General features: G+C 60.2%; 18 protein-coding genes. 8 read left to right on the top strand and 10 right to left on the bottom strand.

What is annotated here, in order from left to right; genetic code table 11:
* Positions 1 to 90: 90 nt before the first annotated feature.
* The gene (locus BW686_RS12255) at positions 91 to 978 is read right to left on the bottom strand and encodes a DMT family transporter (RefSeq protein WP_084917044.1); all 888 of its coding nucleotides are present in this window, start codon (positions 976 to 978) and stop codon (positions 91 to 93) included.
* Between the two features lie 249 nt (positions 979 to 1,227).
* On the opposite strand from BW686_RS12255, the gene BW686_RS12250 reads away from it, so the two are divergent.
* Positions 1,228 to 2,484 carry an OprD family porin gene (locus BW686_RS12250; protein ID WP_084917043.1) on the top strand — a complete coding sequence of 419 codons (1,257 nt, stop codon included), beginning with the start codon at positions 1,228 to 1,230 and terminating at the stop codon, positions 2,482 to 2,484.
* Positions 2,485 to 2,576: 92 nt separating this feature from the next.
* On the opposite strand, the gene pcaC is transcribed toward BW686_RS12250, so the two are convergent.
* The 8 genes from pcaC to BW686_RS12210 all read right to left on the bottom strand — a co-directional run bounded on the left by pcaC (position 2,577) and on the right by BW686_RS12210 (position 9,567).
* Positions 2,577 to 2,975 (bottom strand): 4-carboxymuconolactone decarboxylase, encoded by a 399-nt coding sequence (pcaC, locus tag BW686_RS12245; RefSeq protein WP_024644887.1) that lies wholly within the window; start codon positions 2,973 to 2,975, stop codon positions 2,577 to 2,579.
* Positions 2,972 to 4,333, bottom strand: a complete 1,362-nt coding sequence (locus BW686_RS12240; RefSeq protein WP_084917042.1) for a 3-carboxy-cis,cis-muconate cycloisomerase — start codon at positions 4,331 to 4,333, stop codon at positions 2,972 to 2,974. Before BW686_RS12240 ends, pcaC begins: the two co-directional genes overlap by 4 nt.
* A gap of 24 nt (positions 4,334 to 4,357) precedes the next feature.
* Complete coding sequence (locus BW686_RS12235; protein ID WP_084917041.1) at positions 4,358 to 5,707, bottom strand: MFS transporter; 1,350 nt, start codon at positions 5,705 to 5,707, stop codon at positions 4,358 to 4,360.
* 68 nt (positions 5,708 to 5,775) lie between these two features.
* Positions 5,776 to 6,378 carry a protocatechuate 3,4-dioxygenase subunit alpha gene (pcaG, locus tag BW686_RS12230; RefSeq protein WP_084917040.1) on the bottom strand — a complete coding sequence of 201 codons (603 nt, stop codon included), beginning with the start codon at positions 6,376 to 6,378 and terminating at the stop codon, positions 5,776 to 5,778.
* Between the two features lie 10 nt (positions 6,379 to 6,388).
* Positions 6,389 to 7,108 (bottom strand): protocatechuate 3,4-dioxygenase subunit beta, encoded by a 720-nt coding sequence (pcaH, locus tag BW686_RS12225; RefSeq protein ID WP_084917039.1) that lies wholly within the window; start codon positions 7,106 to 7,108, stop codon positions 6,389 to 6,391.
* 127 nt (positions 7,109 to 7,235) lie between these two features.
* A complete protein-coding gene (pcaQ, locus tag BW686_RS12220; RefSeq protein ID WP_084917037.1) occupies positions 7,236 to 8,165 on the bottom strand; it encodes a pca operon transcription factor PcaQ in 930 nt (309 codons plus the stop codon).
* A gap of 30 nt (positions 8,166 to 8,195) precedes the next feature.
* The gene (locus tag BW686_RS12215) at positions 8,196 to 8,438 is read right to left on the bottom strand and encodes a glutaredoxin family protein (protein ID WP_084917036.1); all 243 of its coding nucleotides are present in this window, start codon (positions 8,436 to 8,438) and stop codon (positions 8,196 to 8,198) included.
* Positions 8,439 to 8,496: 58 nt separating this feature from the next.
* Positions 8,497 to 9,567 (bottom strand): acyltransferase family protein, encoded by a 1,071-nt coding sequence (locus tag BW686_RS12210; protein WP_084917035.1) that lies wholly within the window; start codon positions 9,565 to 9,567, stop codon positions 8,497 to 8,499.
* 254 nt (positions 9,568 to 9,821) lie between these two features.
* On the opposite strand from BW686_RS12210, the gene BW686_RS12205 reads away from it, so the two are divergent.
* The 7 genes from BW686_RS12205 to BW686_RS12175 all read left to right on the top strand — a co-directional run bounded on the left by BW686_RS12205 (position 9,822) and on the right by BW686_RS12175 (position 17,634).
* Positions 9,822 to 10,136 carry a DUF883 family protein gene (locus BW686_RS12205; RefSeq protein ID WP_084917033.1) on the top strand — a complete coding sequence of 105 codons (315 nt, stop codon included), beginning with the start codon at positions 9,822 to 9,824 and terminating at the stop codon, positions 10,134 to 10,136.
* Positions 10,137 to 10,140: 4 nt separating this feature from the next.
* Positions 10,141 to 10,533, top strand: a complete 393-nt coding sequence (locus BW686_RS12200; protein WP_005893548.1) for a phage holin family protein — start codon at positions 10,141 to 10,143, stop codon at positions 10,531 to 10,533.
* Positions 10,530 to 10,886, top strand: coding sequence for a hypothetical protein (locus BW686_RS12195; RefSeq protein WP_084917030.1), 357 nt, complete (start codon positions 10,530 to 10,532; stop codon positions 10,884 to 10,886). Before BW686_RS12200 ends, BW686_RS12195 begins: the two co-directional genes overlap by 4 nt.
* 173 nt (positions 10,887 to 11,059) lie before the next feature.
* Positions 11,060 to 12,385: a deoxyguanosinetriphosphate triphosphohydrolase gene (locus BW686_RS12190; RefSeq protein WP_084917028.1), complete on the top strand. Its 1,326-nt coding sequence runs from the start codon at positions 11,060 to 11,062 to the stop codon at positions 12,383 to 12,385.
* Between the two features lie 256 nt (positions 12,386 to 12,641).
* Entirely contained in the window at positions 12,642 to 13,034 is a 393-nt protein-coding gene (locus BW686_RS12185) for a response regulator (protein WP_084917025.1), read from the top strand.
* 347 nt (positions 13,035 to 13,381) lie between these two features.
* Positions 13,382 to 14,008: a response regulator transcription factor gene (locus BW686_RS12180; protein WP_179149254.1), complete on the top strand. Its 627-nt coding sequence runs from the start codon at positions 13,382 to 13,384 to the stop codon at positions 14,006 to 14,008.
* A 56-nt stretch (positions 14,009 to 14,064) separates the two neighbouring features.
* The gene (locus tag BW686_RS12175) at positions 14,065 to 17,634 is read left to right on the top strand and encodes a transporter substrate-binding domain-containing protein (RefSeq protein WP_373271015.1); all 3,570 of its coding nucleotides are present in this window, start codon (positions 14,065 to 14,067) and stop codon (positions 17,632 to 17,634) included.
* 79 nt (positions 17,635 to 17,713) lie between these two features.
* Here the strand turns inward: BW686_RS12175 and BW686_RS12170 are convergent, their stop codons facing one another.
* Entirely contained in the window at positions 17,714 to 18,058 is a 345-nt protein-coding gene (locus tag BW686_RS12170; protein ID WP_084917019.1) for a YggL family protein, read from the bottom strand.
* Positions 18,059 to 18,140 lie beyond the last annotated feature (82 nt).

Here is an 18,140-nt window from a genome sequence, read left to right as displayed (position 1 = left end):
CGTGGGGATGCATTTCTTGGCGCTCCGCGTCACAGGCGGTTGTGCGATGTCAGCGCCGAATTGGCACGACACAGCGCTCAGCGTCGGCCGTTACCCACCCTTACGCCGCTGCTGCCAAGCCGCCGCCAGGCCGCTGAGGCAGATGATGGCGATGCCTGCCTGTGCGGTTGGCGACGGTGTGTGATCGAAGACCAGGAATCCCAACAGGCCGGCAAACACGATCTGGCAATAGCTGAACGGCGCGAGCATGGCCGGGGCGGCGAAGCGGAAGGCCTGGGTCAGCAGCAAGTGGGCCGACATGCCACACGCCCCCAGTGCCAGCAGGAACGGCAGGTGTTTGAGTGCTGGCACTTCCCAGAAGAACGGCACCAGCGCGCTCATCAACAGCGTATTGAACAGCCCGGCGAAGAAATTGCTGGTGGTCGGGCTGTCGAACGGGCTGACCAGTCGCGTCAGCAGTTGATACAGCGCAAAACACAGGGCTGACGACAGGGGCAGCAGAATCGCAGGCGTGAACAGTTCGCCGCCCGGATGAATGATGATCATCACCCCGACAAACCCCACGACCACGGCAGCCCATTGGCCGCGCGTCACCCGCTCGTGCAACAGCGGCACCGACAACGCCGTGACCAGCAGGGGCGCCAGGAAGTTGACCGCCGTGGCCTCTGCCTGCGGAATGAACATCAGGCTGCTGGTGAACAACAGGCTGGTGCCCAGCAGCGCAAGCGCTCGCAACACCTGTAACCCAGGGCGTCTGGTGCGCAACACACGCAACCCCGCCGACGGCATGAAGAGGCAGGCCATGAGCAGCGTGTGGACCAGATAGCGCGCCCAGACCACAAGAATGATCGGGTAAAAGCCGGACAGGTATTTGGACAGCGTGTCGTGACTGGCGAACAGAAAAGTCGCCAGAAGAATCAAACCAATCCCTTTCAAAGGTTGATTAATGCCGGACAACGGCGTGCTGGCAGTGCTCATCGGGCTTCCCTGTTCAAGTTTTCAGCCGCCTGGCCTGGCCGCCACCAGCGGCCAGAATACGCCACGTGCGTCTGCGGATCGCAGAGCATCGCACACGCCTGTGCAACGCCTCGCATAAAATGTTCCAACCGGTTCATTAACGTTCGATTATCGCCCTAAACAGCGCTTTCACAATTGCGGTCCACCTCTCGGCATTTCAATATCGCAACCAGCTACAACGACTCAATAACTACAAAAAAGGTCAGTTCCATGCGCTTGAATCCCTCTTGCAAAATCGTTTGCGGTCTTTCTGCGGCCATCGCTGCGACCCTGACACCGATAGCCAGCCACGCCGCCGGGTTTGTCGATGACGCCAAGGTCAATTTGAACGTACGCAACTTCTACATCAACCGCAACTTCGTGGACCCGGCCAACGCGCAGAACTACGCCGAAGAATGGACACAAAACTTCATTCTCGATGCCCGCTCCGGTTTCACCCAAGGCACGGTAGGCTTCGGCGTCGACGCATTGGGGCTTTACTCGCTCAAGCTCGACGGCGGCAAAGGCACCGGTGGCACGCAATTGTTGCCGATCCACAGTGACGGACGCCCGGCCGACGACTTTGGTCGGCTGGCGGTGGCAGGCAAGGCGCGCTTCTCGAAAACCGAACTCAAGGTCGGAGAATGGATGCCCGTGTTGCCAATCCTGCGCTCCGATGACGGTCGGTCGCTGCCGCAAACGTTTCAAGGCGGGCAGATCACTTCTAAAGAGATCGACAACCTGACCCTGTACGGCGGCCAGTTCCGCGGCAACAGCCCGCGCAACGACGCGAGCATGGAAGACATGTCCCTGAATGGCCGCGCAGCGTTCACCTCCGACCGTTTCAATTTCGGCGGCGGCGAGTACCTTTTCAATGAAAAACGCACCCAGGTCGGGGTGTGGTACGCCCAACTCGAAGACATTTACCACCAGCAGTATTTCAACCTGTTGCACAGCCAGCCCCTGGGCAGCTGGACGCTGGGCGCCAACCTCGGTTACTTCCAGGGCAAGGACGATGGCCAGTCACTGGCCGGCGATCTGGACAACAAGACCTGGTCCGCCCTGCTCTCTGCAAAACACGGCGGCAACACGTTCTACGTGGGCCTGCAGAAAGTCAGCGGCGACAGCGCCTGGATGCGGGTCAACGGCACCAGCGGCGGCACACTGGCCAACGACAGCTACAACTCCAGCTTCGATAACGCCCGGGAAAAATCCTGGCAGTTGCGTCACGACTATGATTTCGCGGCGCTTGGCACACCCGGCCTGACCCTGATGAACCGCTACATCAGCGGCGAAAACGTCCACACCGGTGCCATTACCGACGGCGAAGAGTGGGCTCGGGAAACCGAGCTGGCGTATGTGTTCCAGAGCGGCGCCTTCAAAAACCTGACACTCAAATGGCGCAACTCGACCATGCGCCGCGACTACAGCACCAATCAGTTCGACGAAAACCGCGTGATTGTCAGCTACCCGCTGTCGTTGCTCTGATCAGCAAAAAGCCGCCACAGCCCTGAGGGCTGCGGCGGCTTTTTCTGACTATCGTGCCGACGCTCCGCGTCACACAGCGGTTCTGCGATTTCTCACCCCTCCTTCAACGACTCCACGCCCATCTCGTCCCACACCGCCTCGGCCAAGTGAAACGTCGCGTTCGCCGCCGGGATGCCACAGTAGATCGCGCTCTGCATCAGCACTTCCTTGATTTCTTCTCGGGTCACGCCGTTGTTTTTTGCAGCTTTGAGGTGCAGGCGCAACTCGCCCTCGCGGTTCATGCCGATCAGCATGGCAATAGTGATCAGGCTACGGGTGTGGCGCGGCAAGCCTGGCCGGGTCCAGATATCACCCCAGGCATGGCGGGTGATCATTTCCTGAAACTCTTCGTTGAACGGCGTCAGCTTGCTCAGGCTGTTATCAACGTGCGTATCGCCCAGCACAGCGCGCCGCACTTGCATGCCGGCTTCGTAGCGTTCGTCTTCGGTCATCGGGAAATCCTTGTGTGTTCAGCCACGGCACGTTTGACCCACAGTCGGGCCTGGCCAAGGTAATGGGCCGGATCGAGCAGGCGATCCAGCGCGTCGGAAGACAGTTGCTCGCTGACCTGCGGGTTTTCACCGAGCACCTGACGCAAATGCGCCCCCTGCTCCACCGCGCGACGACAGCATTGTTCGATCAGATGATGGGCAGCGTCGCGGCCGATGCGCTGAGCCAGCGCAATGCTCACCGCTTCGGCCAGCACCAGCCCCTGAGTGGATTCAAGATTGACCCGCATGCGCTCGGCGTCAACCTGCAACCCGGGTATCACCTGCAACGCCTGCTGCAACGAGCCGGACACCAGGCAGCAGAGTTCGGGCAGGGTTTCCCATTCGGCATGCCACAGGCCCAGACTGCGCTCGTGCTCTTGCGGCATGGCCGCCAGCATCGTCGCGACCAGCCCCGGTGCCCGGGTGGCTGCACCGATCATCACCGCAGCACCGACCGGATTACGCTTGTGCGGCATGGTCGAAGAACCGCCTTTGCCCGGTGCGGAAGGCTCAAAGACTTCGCCTACTTCGGTCTGCATCAACAGGCTGACGTCGCGCCCCAGCTTGCCGAGGCTGCCCGCGATCATGCCCAGCAGGCTGGCAAACTCCACCAGCCGGTCCCGCTGGGTGTGCCAGGGTTGCTCGGGCAGCTCCAGCTGCAACTCCCTTGCCAGCGCCTCTGCGACCGGGAAAGCCTGATCGCCCAGCGCGGCAAGGCTGCCGGATGCGCCGCCGAATTGCAGGCACAGCAGGCGTGGCTTGATCTCGCTCAGGCGTTGTCGATGACGCGTGACAGCGCCCAGCCAGCCGGCGATTTTCATGCCCAGCGTGACGGGCGTGGCTTGCTGTAACCAGGTGCGCCCGGCCAGCGGCGTGCCGGCATGGCGCTGCGCCTGTTCCGCCAGCGCCTGGGCCAGTTGCGCGAGATCGCGCTCGAGCAAAACGATTGCCTGGCGCAGTTGCAGCACCAACCCGCTGTCCATGACATCCTGGCTGGTCGCGCCCATGTGAACATAGCGCTCGGCCTCCGGGCTGTGCGCGGCAATCTGCCTGCCCAGTGCCTTGACCAGCGGAATCGCCGAATTGCCGGCGCTGCCGATGGCGATGGCCAACTCGTCGAAATCGAACAGTTCGGCGCGGCAGGCTTGCTCGATATCGGCCACCACGCCTGAGGGGATCAGGCCGACCCGCGCCTGCGCACGGGCCAGGGCAGCCTCGAAGTCGAGCATGCCCTGCACCCGGCCTTGATCAGAGAAAACCTGACGCATGTCCGCCTGGGTGAAATAGGCATCGAAAAGTTGATTACCCGGTCTGTTCACGTCGCCGCTCCAGATTGAAAAGTTTCAGGTGGCGTCGGAATGACTGACCCAGCCCTTGATCAGGATCGCCACCGCAGCCACGGCCGCCGGAACCACCAGCGCGGTGAGTACTTGCTCGAAGCTCCAGCCCAGGCCCAGCAAAGTGGCACCGGCCCAGGCACCGAGAATGGCACCGAAACGACCGATCCCGAGCATCCACGACACCCCGGTGGCGCGCCCCTGTGTGGGGTAGAAACGTGCTGCCAGCGATGGCATCGCCGACTGCGCGCCGTTGATGCACATGCCTGCCACCAGCACCAGCGTAGCCAGCACAGCGACATTCCCCAGGCTCTGCCCGACCAGGTACGCGAACACACCGGCCAGCGCATACGCGACGCCAATTACCTTGTGCGGATTGTAACGGTCCATCGCCCAGCCAACACCCACCGCACTCAACACGCCGCCGAACTGGAACAGCGCGCCGATGAACGCCGACTGCTCCATGCTTGCGCCGCTGTCACGCATCAGGGTCGGCAGCCAGCTGGTCAGCAGGTAGACGATCACCAGGCCCATGAAATAGGTCAGCCACAACAGCAATGTGCCCGCACTGTAGGTGCCGGAAAAGATCACTTTCAGGACATTGCGGCTGCTGACGGTTTTTTGCTCGGGAACGCTGAACGCGGTCACGCCGGCCAGTGCTTTTGGTGCAATCGGCGCGAGTACCTTGCGAATCCGTTCGGCCCCCCGATGGTGTACCACCAGAAAACGCGCTGACTCCGGCAGCCAGACCATCAGCACCACCGCCAGTATCAGAGGCAGGATGCCGCCGAGCATCAGCAAGCTGTGCCAGCCCATGCTGGGGATCAGCTTGGCCGACACGAAACCGCCGCAGGCCATGCCCAGATTGAAACCACAGAACATGCTGGTGACCAGCAGCGACTTGAGCCGCTCCGGGGTGTATTCGGACAGCAGCGTGGTCGCGTTGGGCATCGCTGCGCCGAGCCCCAGCCCGGTCAACAGCCGCAATACCAGCAGTTGGTCGATCGTGTTGCTGTACGCGGACGCCAGACTGAACACGCCGAACAAAAACACGGCGACCACCAGCACCACTTTGCGGCCGAAACGGTCCGCCAGCGGCCCGGAACCCAGCGCACCGAAGACCATACCGATCAGCGCGGCGCTCATCACCGGCCCCAGGCTCGCGCGGTCGATTCCCCAATCCTGGCTGAGTGCGGGAGCGATAAAGCCCATCGCAGCGGTATCGAGACCGTCGAGGAACACGATCAGAAAACACAGGGCGACCACTCGCCACTGATACCCCGACAACGGTTGCGCGTTGATAAAAGCCTGTACGTCGAGCGTGCCTGTCACAGGCCCGCTGGCTGAAAGCGTCATGAAGGTGTCCTTTTATTTTTATAAGGTCGCCTGCCGGTGCAGGCGCCGTGAAACGCACGCACATTGCTTCAGAAATCGAAAAACACCGTCTCGTCATCACCCTGCACGCGAATGTCGAAGCGATAAGCCGTCTGGCCATCGTGCGTGCAACGTCGTGCAATCAGGGTTTCGCGACGAGCTGGCTGCTCGATCAGGTTCAGCACCGGGTCCTGCGCATTGGCCTGCGCTTCATCATCGAAATACACCCGCGTCTGCAGATGAATATTGATGCCGCGGGCAAACAGCGAGACGTTGATATGGGCCGCCATCGGCACCCCCGCCGCATTGCGCACCGAGCCCGGCTTGAGGGTCTTCAGTATCCATTGCCCGTCGTCGGTGGTTGCGGTGCGGCCAAAGCCGTTGAACGGGCGGTCCGGGTGAAATTCGTTGTGATACCGGCCTTCAGGGTCGGCCTGCCAGAACTCCAGGTACGCATCACGGATCAGATGACCATTGCCGTCGAAGACATTGCCCAGCAGTACGATGTGTTCGCCTGGCGCGTCAGGCCGGGCCATCTCGTTCCAGATCTCCAGCTCGCGGGTCGGGTTGCCGGCCACTTGCGGTGCCAGACCGATGTGAACGTAAGGACCTGCGGTCTGCGAGGGGGTTTCCTGCAGCAGTTGAACGGGCATGTCGGCCTCCTCAGCAGTTTTCGAAGTGAGTCTTGCGCTGACCGCGCAGAACGATATCAAAGCGGTACGCCAGGCAATCCATCGGGTTGCCCAGGGCCAGGTCAAGCCGGGCGATCAGGCTCTGGACGGCGTCCGGGTTGGCGATGGCCTTGACGATCGGGCAGATAGGAATCAACGGATCACCTTCGAAATACAACTGCGTGATCAGCCGTGTGGCAATCGACGGGCCGCTGATCGACACATGAACATGCGCCGGACGCCAGTCGTTGGGGCCGTTGCGCCACGGGTACGGCCCGGGCTTGACGGTGCGGAAGCTGTAATGGCCTTCGCTGTCGGTCAACGCTCGTCCGACGCCGCCGAAATTAGGGTCGATGGGGGCCAGATAAGCGTCGCGCTTGTGACGATAGCGACCGCCGGCATTGGCCTGCCAGATTTCCACCAGCGTATGAGGGATCGGCTTGCCGTACTGATCACAGACCCGGCCGGCAATCAGGATGCGCTCGCCGATGGGCAGCCCGCCATTATTGAAGTTGAGCAGCAGGTCATTGTCATGCTGGCCGAACGTCAAGTGCGAGAAATCAGGGCCGGTGGTTTCGGAAATGGATTGCGGAATACTGACCAGCGCCTGGCGTGGTGAACGCAGGATCGAGGTCTTGTAGTCGGGCGTCAGGGCTTTGGGGTGCCAGTTTCGGTCACGAATGACGAAGCGGCTGTTGTCCGCAGCAGACATGGCGTTCTCCTTGTTTTTCTTATGGGCGCGCGAGCGTCAGTCACTTGCGCTACAGGCTGTGGCGAAGTGTCGCGCGATCCATGCTTATGGAGAACTGAAATAAAACCTGCGATCCATAACCATATGGTTATGCATACTGCCCTTCCCGATAAGCCTCACCGACCGCTCGTAATTCATCCACGCACCACTGCGCGGCGCGGGTCAGCGGCAAAGCCGGATTGCTGCACAACCCCACCGAGCCGCCCGGTTCACGAATGCCCATGTCCAGTTCGACCAGCGTGCCACCTTTCAACTCCAGCGACACGGCATCCAGCGGCGCAATCCAGATCGCATCGCTGCATTGCACGTAACGACGGCTCAGGGTCAGCGACAGGGTTTCCAGCCGCTGGCGTGGCATCCGAATGCCACATTGCACAAACAGGCTGTCGGCGAACTTGCGAATGGTGGTGCCCGCCAGCGGCAACACCAGCGGAAACTGCTCAAGGCTTTCAGGCCTGAGGGGCGCAGCCAGCAGCGAGTGGTCGTTGCGCACCACCAGCGTCATGGACTCGTTGTACAGATGCTCAAACGTCAGCCCCTGTATCTGCGGGCTGTCCGTCATTCGCCCGACCACAAGGTCCAGCTCTCCGACCCTCAGTTGCGACAACAGATAGGCACTCGGGCCGGTCATGACACTGACGATCAAAGCCGGGTGGCGCTCGTGCAGCCGGTGAATGACGTCGGGCACCAACTGGCTCTCGGCAGTGGACAGCACGCCCAGCCTGGCCGTGACCGTGTCGTGCTCACCCGAACGCAAGCTGCTGACCCCGTCACGCAATGACTGCACGCTGGGGCCGGCGAAACGCATGAACGCAACCCCGGCCTCGGTCAGCGCCGCACCGCTTTTGCTGCGCACAAACAGCGAAGTCGCGAGAAGGGTTTCCAGCTCCTTGAGGCTTTTGGACAACGCAGGCTGACTGATCGCCAACGCGTCGGATGCCCGCGCCAGACTGCCCTGCCGAGCCACTTCGAGAAAGCAGACCAGATGCCGAAACTTGATACGGGTGTCGATATTCAATGCGCGCAAAGCCTGAAGTGGAGAAAGAGCCTAATGGCTGAGAAACGAAACAACCTGCGGCACTTCAAACGGCCACTCCAGTTCGTCGCCCGTGTCGACACGGCGCAACACAGGGACGCGCAACTCGTAACGCTCGAACAGCCGCTCATCTTCGCTGATGTCTATCAGCTCGACCAGCAAGCCATGTTCAATCGCGAGCGGTTGCAGCACCGCTTCGGCGGCCTCACACAACGGGCATCCCACGGTGCTTAAAAGCTGGCATTCGGGTGGCATGAATGGATCCTCGGCGAATACGTGACAACCGAGCACTGATTCTAGGCCCACCGCAGTATCACGTCGACACCCGGAAATGCGTCTTGCTGAACGCATTGGCGCGGTCCAGCACCGGCTTCTCGAAACAGCGGTAACCGACCCAGCCATAACAGACTGCCGCGGCCATCATCAGTACGGCGAAAAAAAGGTTGTCCAGATAGCTCTCCGGCCAGGCCCCGACCTGACTCCAGACCCGACCGATCACGCCGAGCACCAGCAGATGAGATAGGTAAATCGTGTAGGACATGTCCCCGACGGCGACCAGAAAACCCGGCACGACGAGCCGCTTGCGGCGCTCCAGCAAGGCCAGGGTCAGCACCAGCGTGCCGAATGTGCCGCCGACCATGAGCATGCGCAATAAACCCTGACTGTCGTAAAGCCGGTAGATCCCGATCAGTGGCACAGCCACCAGCAGCGCAACACCCAACAAGGCGCACACGGCAGACGTCGGCATGCGGGCGCTATGGCGTCCATAGAAGAACAGTGCCAGCGCCGCGCCGAGGATGAACTCGAGGGCATAAGGGTGCAGGATGATTTTCAGTGCGGGTGAATAGTCCTGCCAGTCCGCCAGCGCATTGAACGCAATAATGATCAGTGCCCAGCCGCCCAGCAGAAGCGGCAGACCGCGCTCGCGAAACAGCAGAAAACCCGAAAACATCACGTAGAACCACAGTTCGAAGAGCAGTGACCAGGCGACCATCACCAGCAGCACCTTGTCATTGGGCAGCAGGAGGAAGGACATGAGCAGATTCGACGAACCGTGCCCGCTGTTGACCATCCCCGGCTGCACCAGAAATACCGCCAGGGTGATGAAAAAGTACAGCCAGTACGTGGGGTAAATCCGCGACACCCGATTGAACAGGAAGCGCCGGGCCTCGAGGCCGCTCTGAAAACGGCCACGGCTGACAATCACCATCACGAATCCGCTGATGACGAAAAAAAGATCGACACCCAACTGAAAAAAATCGAGCAGCGGCGGCAGGAGAATATCCCCTCCGGAAAACTTGCTCTCGACCGACATCATGTGAAACAACACCACACCCAGTACGGCGACGCCCCTGAGCCCCTGCAGGGAATACAGCCGCTCCATGCCTCTCTCCATTCAGCCCATTGCGCTCATCTGTGCATGCCATGCCTGTGCTCACGCGTGTGGAGCATAGCCAATGGCCAGAAATACGGAACCCCCCAATTCGTCCAGTCGTTACGGTTTTTCTTGCCGCCCGCTTTTGGAGTAAGGTGCAGCGGCAGTGGGCGGCCTGATCAGGCACGATACGACAATCGAAGTGAACCTTCAGGAATGCCCTGTACTCGAAACATCCATACGCTACCCAAACGGAGAAAATCATGGCTCGCGAAACCGCACAGAATGCTCAGGAAATCCTGAGAGCCGACTTCCAGGTACTGGTTGCCGATACTGAAAAGCTGCTGGCGCACACCGCGTCCCTGGCAGGTGAGCAGGCTGATGAACTGCGTGCCCAGATCCGTGAGAGCCTGCTGCGTGCCAAGGAAACGCTGAAAACCACTGAAGACTCGCTTCGCGAGCGCGGTGAAGCGGCCGTGGTCGCTACCGAAGATTACGTTCAGAACAACCCCTGGCAGTCAGTCGGTATCGCCGCAGGTGTCGGCTTTCTGATCGGCCTGCTGGCCACAAGGCGCTAACATCATGACTCTGGGAACGGAATCTGCCACGCCCGAGGGGACCCCGGGCTCTTCACCGCGGCGCCTCGGCGCTGCATTCCTTGGCCTGTTGCACACCCACGTCGAACTGTTCGGCATCGAGTTGCAGGAGCAGAAAGCACGTACGGTCAGCCTGTTGCTGTTTGCAGGCCTGGCTCTGGTTTTCGGTCTGCTGTTGCTGACCGGGCTTTCGGCCTTGCTGCTGATCGTGCTGTGGGACAGCTACCGACTGGCCGGTATCGTCGGCCTGTGTACGTTCTACTTTCTGGCCGCGGTCTTCTGTGGACTGCGCCTGAAGGCAGCTATCTTCGACGAATCGTCGCCGTTCCACGCGACCCTCGAAGAACTGGCCAATGACCGTGAGCGATTGATGCCATGAGTGAACCCAAATCGCACCAGAGCAATACCCGTCGCGAATTGCGCAAAGCGTTGATCCGCTTGCGCATGGAGATGCATCGCCAGGAAATACGCCACGAATCGACGCAGCTGCTGCAGCCGTTGCAACGTTTTCGGGGCATTCGCCATGACTGGAAAAGCGCATTGGGCTTTCGCCACGCGCCGCTCTGGGGAGTGGGCTCGGTCGCCCTGCTGGGCTTTCTGAGTGGCAAGCGCGCCAAGACCGGTCGCACCAGCCTGCTCGGTCGCCTGTTGAAGCTGGGCATCACCCTGACGCCGCTGGTCAAGGTGGCCATGCAGAGCCGTGCCCTGCAGAATCGCAACCGCAGACTCTGATCGCCTGCGGTTTTGCATGACTCAAGCTTGCATGAATGCACATGCCCGCCCCGGATTCCGGGGCGGGCATTTGCTTTTTAACGAGACCTGTTTCCGGTTGTCACGATTCAAGGCCTTGCGGCACGCCTGGCGAACCGGGAAGCTAGGCGACAATTATTGACGGAGCGACCTCCTTGGATTGGCAAACCCTGCTTAACCGCGAACGACTCGGCAAGACCCTGCACAGCCCCGAAGAGCTCGGGCGCAGTCCATTCCACAAGGACCACGACCGCATCATCTTCTCCGGGGCGTTCCGCCGCCTGGGCCGCAAGACACAGGTTCACCCGGTGTCCAGCAATGACCATATCCATACACGCCTGACCCACTCGCTGGAAGTCAGCTGTGTCGGCCGGTCGCTGGGCATGCGTGTCGGCGAAACACTGCGCTCCGCCCTGCCCGACTGGTGCGACCCCAGCGACCTGGGCATGGTCGTGCAGTCCGCCTGCCTGGCTCACGATATCGGTAACCCGCCCTTCGGCCACTCCGGCGAAGATGCCATTCGCAACTGGTTCAACCAGGCCGCCGGGCGCGGCTGGCTCGACGCAATGAGCGAAACCGAGCGCAACGACTTCCTCAATTTCGAAGGCAACGCGCAGGGCTTCCGCGTGCTGACGCAGCTGGAATATCACCAGTTCGACGGCGGCACCCGCCTGACTTACGCCACCCTGGGCACCTACCTCAAATACCCGTGGACGGCCCGTCACGCCGATTCGCTGGGCTACAAGAAACACAAGTTCGGCTGCTACCAGAGCGAATTGCCGATCCTTGAGCAGATTGCCGGCAAGCTCGGTCTGCCGCAGCTTGAAGAACAGCGTTGGGCACGTCATCCGCTGGTCTACCTGATGGAAGCTGCCGACGACATCTGCTATGCCCTGATCGACCTGGAAGACGGCCTGGAGATGGACCTGCTCGACTACTCGGAAGTCGAGTCACTGCTGCTCGGGCTGGTCGGTGATGACCTGCCGGAAACCTATCGGCAACTGGGGCCGGGCGATTCACGCCGGCGCAAGCTGGCCATCCTGCGGGGCAAGGCCATTGAGCACCTGACCAATGCGGCGGCCCGGGCGTTCGTCGAGCAACAGGACGCACTGCTTGCCGGTACCCTGCCCGGTGATCTGGTCGAGCACATGCATGGCCCGGCCAAACGCTGCGTGCTGAACGCAAAGGACATGGCGCGCAAGAAGATCTTCCAGGACAAGCGCAAGACGCTGCACGAAATCGGCGCGTACACCACGCTGGAAATCCTGCTCAATGCGTTTTGCGGGGCAGCGGTCGAGCAGTTCGGCGGCAGAACACCGTCTTTCAAGCACCGCCGTATCCTCGACCTGCTGGGCAACAGCGCGCCCGACCCCAAAGCGTCATTGCATGCGTCTTTCTTGCGCATGATCGACTTCATCGCGGGCATGACCGACAGTTACGCCAGTGAAATGGCACGGGAAATGACCGGCCGCTCCGGGTAAATACACGCTCCATCGGCCCGCCGAATGGCTGAACAGCATCAGCCGTTTGGCGGGCCAGAGTGCCCCGACCTGAAAACTCAGACAAGCCCTACATGCTTGTCAGACGGGTCCTATCGCAGCTTTTCTTGCATCCCTCAATAATTCCAGCCACTTCAACTGCCGCATCGGCACGTCATCCGTATGCCTGCGACATTTGCCGGCGTGTATGCCGTCTGCCGGTGCCTGAACGCCTTGCCAGGGCCATTCCGGAAAACTCATGTCCAAACACAGCCTGCGCATCCTGTTGGTGGAGGACCACCCCTTTCAACTGATCGCCACCCAGGTGCTGCTCAATAACCAGGGCTACTTCCTGCTCACCCCCGCACTCACCGCAGCGGAGGCCATGAGTGCGATGCAGCGCAGCCCGGAGCCATACGGGCTTCTGCTCTGTGATCAGTGCCTGCCAGACATGCCGGGCATCGACCTGATCAGTGAAGCATCGCGGCAAGGGCTGCTGCGCCAGGCCATTCTTCTCAGCGGCGTGCCCGATGCACAGCTTGAAAACCTGCGGCAACTGGCCATGCATCGCGACCTGCCATTGCTGGGTTGTCTGAGCAAACCCCTGCACGGTCCTGACCTGCGCCGTCTGCTGGAACGCGTTCCGGCCTGATCCCCCGTGAGCCTGACTCGATAGCGCACAACAACTACCTGCACGCCACCGATAAATGATCATGACGGTTATGAATTCACGTTTGGAATCGTAGGAAATCAACGTTAAACATGAGTGATGATTCCAGAAAGTAATAAACAACCCGGTCATCATAACCCCCTGCCCCGCTGAACAACGCGTTAACGTTTAAACACACTTGTGTTCTGCGTAGGCTTTTACGTACTCCGATACGCTAATTATTGCAGGACTTTTCCTATATATGTCTGTTGAGCAAGTCTCTTTATGTGCCTGCCCGAACATCTGAGCTAAGGTGCGCGCTTTATTCGCCGCTTGTTATGGAATGGAATATGAACTCAGTTTTTATCATCGACGACCACCCGGTTATCCGGATGGCTGTAAGAATGCTTCTGGAAAACGAGAATTATGAAGTGGTCGGCGAAACCGATAACGGTGTCGACGCGATGCAAATGGTTCGCGAATGCATGCCCGACCTGATCATCCTCGACATCAGCATCCCCAAGCTCGACGGGCTTGAAGTGCTGGCCCGCTTCAACACGATGGGGCTGTCGTCCAAGATTCTGGTGCTGACTTCGCAGACCCCCAATCTGTTTGCGATTCGCTGCATGCAATCGGGTGCTTCCGGTTATGTCTGCAAACAGGAAGATCTAAGCGAATTGCTCAGTTCGGTGAAAGCAGTATTATCCGGCTACAATTACTTTCCCAGCCAGGCATTGACGTGTGCGGTGCGTGAAGATGGGCAGACCAGTGAGCTGGAGCTGTTCAAGTTGGTCAATGACCGTGAACTGATGGTGTTGCAATTGTTTGCACAAGGGCGTTCCAACAAGGAAATCGCCAAGGGTATGTTTCTCAGTAACAAAACCGTCAGCACCTACAAAACGCGACTGATGCAAAAACTGAAAACCAGAACCTTGGTAGAACTTATCGAGATGGCAAAACGCAACTCGCTAGTGTGAGAGACCGGATGCCCAAGCGCTTCAGACACTTATTACTGCTGGCCACGGGCCTATGCATGGGCTGGGTGGCTCAGGCCAGCCCTGACATGGCCGATCACTACACCCTGCTCGGTCGTTCAAGCCCGGCGCACATGGACGTGAAGCTGGACAGCAGCCAATGGCAGTGGGTACGCGGTCGGCGCGAACTCATTCTCGGCACCTCGAGCCCCGATTACCCGCCTTTCGATATCACCATTTCAGGCAACGATTACGAAGGCATCACGGCTGATTACGCTGGCATCATTTCGGATGCGCTGGACCTCCCCGTTCGTGTCCAGCGCTTCGCGAGCCGTGACGCCGCGATCAGGGCACTGGTGACAGGCCAGGTCGATCTGCTGGGCACCGCCAATGGCTTCGAAGCCGTTGAGCGCAACATCAGGCTGTCACAGCCCTATTCGGTGGACCAGCCCGTGCTGGTCACCCGGGTCGGAGAAACGCGCCCTTTGAACGAAGGCCTGCAAGGCATGCGCCTGAGCATGGTCTATCACTACCTGCCGGCGGCGGAGGTCGAAGCGACCTACCCGGGCGCGATTCTCAAGCTCTATCCCTCGTTCCAGAACGCCATCAATGCCGTGGCCTTCAACCAGGCCGATGTCTTTCTGGGCGATACCGTGTCCACTCAATACATCATCAACAAGGGCTACCTGAACAATGTCCAGATGTCGAACTTCGGCAAGCACGAGGCCAATGGCTTCAGCTTCGCCGTCCGCTACGAGAACACCCAACTGCTGGGCATCATCAACCAGACCCTGAAGGCCATTCCCGTCGATGAGCGCATCGACATTTCCAGACGCTGGAACACCGGCAGTGACCTGATGCTGACCGACCAGAAACTGCAACTGACGCAACGCGAGGAACGCTGGATCGCCCAGCATCCTACCGTCCGTGTGGTGGTCAACGAAGCGTACGCCCCTCTGACTTTCTTCGATGCCAAAGGCAACTTTCGGGGCATTACGGCTGATTTGCTGGAACTGGTGCGTTTGCGTACCGGGCTCAAGTTCGACGTCAAACGTTCGCCGAGCCTGACCGATATGCAGAATCAGGTCACCGAGGGCAAGGCGGACATGATCGGCGCGCTGGTCTCCAGCGATGAACGGGAAGATCGCCTGAGTTTCAGCCGGCCTTACGTCGACAACTCGTTCGTGCTGGTCACGCGCAAGGATCCGGGATCACCCGGCCATCTGGAGCAGATGGACGGCAAACGCCTGGCGATCACACAGGGCAGTCCGATGCTGGGCTGGCTACGGAACTCATACCCGAAAGTCGTCCCGCTGGAGATCGACAACCCGTTCCAGGCACTGGACATGCTCGCGCTGGGCAGAGCGGAAGGCGCGGTTATCTCGCTGCTGAGTGCAAATTACTTTCTGTCTTCGGGCATCTTTGAAGAGCGCTTGCAGATGACCGCCACCCTCGGCGAGGACCCGGCACTGATTTCGATGGCAACCTCACGCAATGCCATCGAGCTGAGCTCGATTCTCGACAAGGCACTGGCAAGCATCGCCCCGCAGGACCTGGCGGCGATCAACAATCGATGGCGCGCTTACACCCCCTCAAGCGCCAACTGGCACGATTACCAGCGCCTGATCTACCAGATCCTGATCGGCGCGAGTCTTCTGCTGCTGGGCCTGCTGGCCTGGAATGCCTGGATGCGACGGCAGATACGCGAACGCGAAGCCGCCGAGCGGGCACTGGGTGACCAGTTCGAGTTCATGAGCGCGCTGGTGAACGGTACGCCTCACCCGATCTACGTCCGCGACCGCGAAGGGCTTCTGCGCATCTGCAACGACAGCTACCTGCGGGCGTTCTCGGCCAGACGTGAGGATGTCATCGGCAAGAGCGTCACCGAGGGCGTGCCGGGCAACGCGTCCGAGGCCAGCGAGTACGCCGCGGACTATGAGCAAGTCATGGCCAGCAACACCGCCATGATCCTTGACCGTCCCTTGCGTATCGGCGAACGGCAACTGACCATCTATCACTGGATACTGCCGTTCCGTGACTCCCTGGGTGAAGTACAGGGCATCATCGGGGGCTGGATCGACATCAGCGAGCGTCGCCAGTTGATCGAGGAACTGCAAAGCGCCAAGGAACAGGCAGACGCTGCCAGTCGTGCCAAAAGTACCTTTCTGGCGACCATGAGCCATGAAATCCGCACGCCGATGAACGCGGTGATCGGCATGCTCGAACTGACACTCAAACGCGCCGACCAGGGGGAACTTGACCGCTCCGCCATTGAAGTCGCCTACAGCTCGGCCAACGACCTGCTGGACCTGATCGGCGACATTCTTGACATTGCACGCATCGAATCCGGCCGTCTGGCCCTCAACCCGGAACGGGCAAACCTGCGCCAGCTGGTGGAATCGGTGGTCAGGGTTTTCGACGGCCTGGCCCGCCAGAAAGACCTCAGTCTGGTGCTCGCGCTGGACAGCCGAATCAACACCGACGTGTTGATCGACCCGCTGCGTTTCAAGCAGATACTCTCCAATCTGGTCAGCAACGCGATCAAGTTCACTCAGTACGGGCAGGTAAAGATCAGCCTGCAAGCCGGCGACTCGGCCGACCCGCAACAGCTGCACCTGCATGTCACGGTTCAGGACAGCGGCATCGGCATCAGCGCCGAAGACCAGCAGCGGCTGTTCGAACCGTTCGCCCAGGTGGACAACACCGGGCAGATGGCGAGGACCGGCGCCGGGCTGGGGCTGGTGATCTGCCGCAGCCTGTGCATGATGATGGGTGGCAGCCTTCAGCTCGACAGCGAGCGCGGCCAGGGCACCCGAATCAGCATGGACCTGGTGCTGACGACACTTGAGCCGCTGAGCCATCAGTCAGAGGCACTACAGCCATCGACCTCGGCCCGGCACGCCCTCAGAATCCTTGTGGTCGACGACCATCCCGCCAACCGAATGCTGCTGTGTCAGCAGTTGGGGTTTCTCGGCCATCACTGCGAAGTCGCTGAAGACGGTGCGCAAGGGCTTGCGCAATGGAAGGCGGACAGCTTTGATCTGGTGGTCGCCGACTGCAACATGCCGATCATGAACGGCTATGACATGGCGTCCGCAATCCGCGCCCAGGAACGCACGGCAGACCAGCCGCGCTGCCCGGTGTGGGGCTTCACGGCCAATGCCCAGCAGGATGAGATCGAGCGTTGCCGTGCTGCGGGCATGGACGATTGCCTGTTCAAGCCCATCAGCCTCTCGATGCTCAGCGAGCGACTGACTGCAATTGCTCCACTGGCGCGCACGCCATTGCCCTTCAGCCTGGACAGCGTCAGCAACCTGACCGGCCATCAACCGGAGCGGGTTGAGCGCCTGATCGCGCAACTGCTGCAGAGCAACCACGAGGATCGGCTGACGCTTGCCCGGCTGATACTGGAAGGCAATCGCGCGCAAACCCGCGACCTGGCCCACAGGATCAAGGGCGCAGCGCGCATCATCAGTGCCTCTCGGGTGGTCGAAGCGTGTGACGAGCTGGAAAAGGCTTGTGAGGCTGACATGACAGACGAGCAGTTCCATCGAGGCCAGAAGGACGTCGAGCTGGCGATGATCGAACTTGAAGACGCACTGCTTATGCAGCAGGCAAAAACTGCCTGACGAGACGATGTAACAATAGGAGGAACTACCGAGGCGGGAACAGCAAGGGAAGCAGGCGCTGGCCTGCTTCCCTGTAACATCAAGCGGCCGGATTGATTTCTTTTTCCGGGTACCAGACGTCGATCAGCGGGCTGACAGTGGCTTCTGTCAGTTCGCTGCGGCCTTTGAGCCAAGCTTCAACAGCAGCACGCTGCTCTTCGCTGACCGAACCACGTTTGCTCAGGCAAACCAGACCGAAGTCGTCGCCGCCCACATAACCCAAACCGTTGGCTTCCATTGCTTCTTTCAGGAAAGCATCCAGGAACGCATCGATAGCGTTGTCATCCAGCCCTTCCTTGAAGTCCAGGTTCAGTTCGAAACCCAATTCCTGGAACTCGTCTACACACAGTTTTTTGCGCAGACGGCGGGAGCGGTTAGTGGCCATGGGACAATCCTCATCAATAAATATCGGGCGGCACTCTAACAGCTTGGCGTTTTAAAAGCCCGACAATTGCTGTCAGCACATC

Origin of the sequence: Pseudomonas syringae (assembly GCF_002157375.1) — a bacterium.
In the GTDB taxonomy this organism is placed as follows: domain Bacteria; phylum Pseudomonadota; class Gammaproteobacteria; order Pseudomonadales; family Pseudomonadaceae; genus Aquipseudomonas; species Aquipseudomonas syringae_T.
This window is presented reverse-complemented; position numbering and strand designations above follow the sequence as displayed.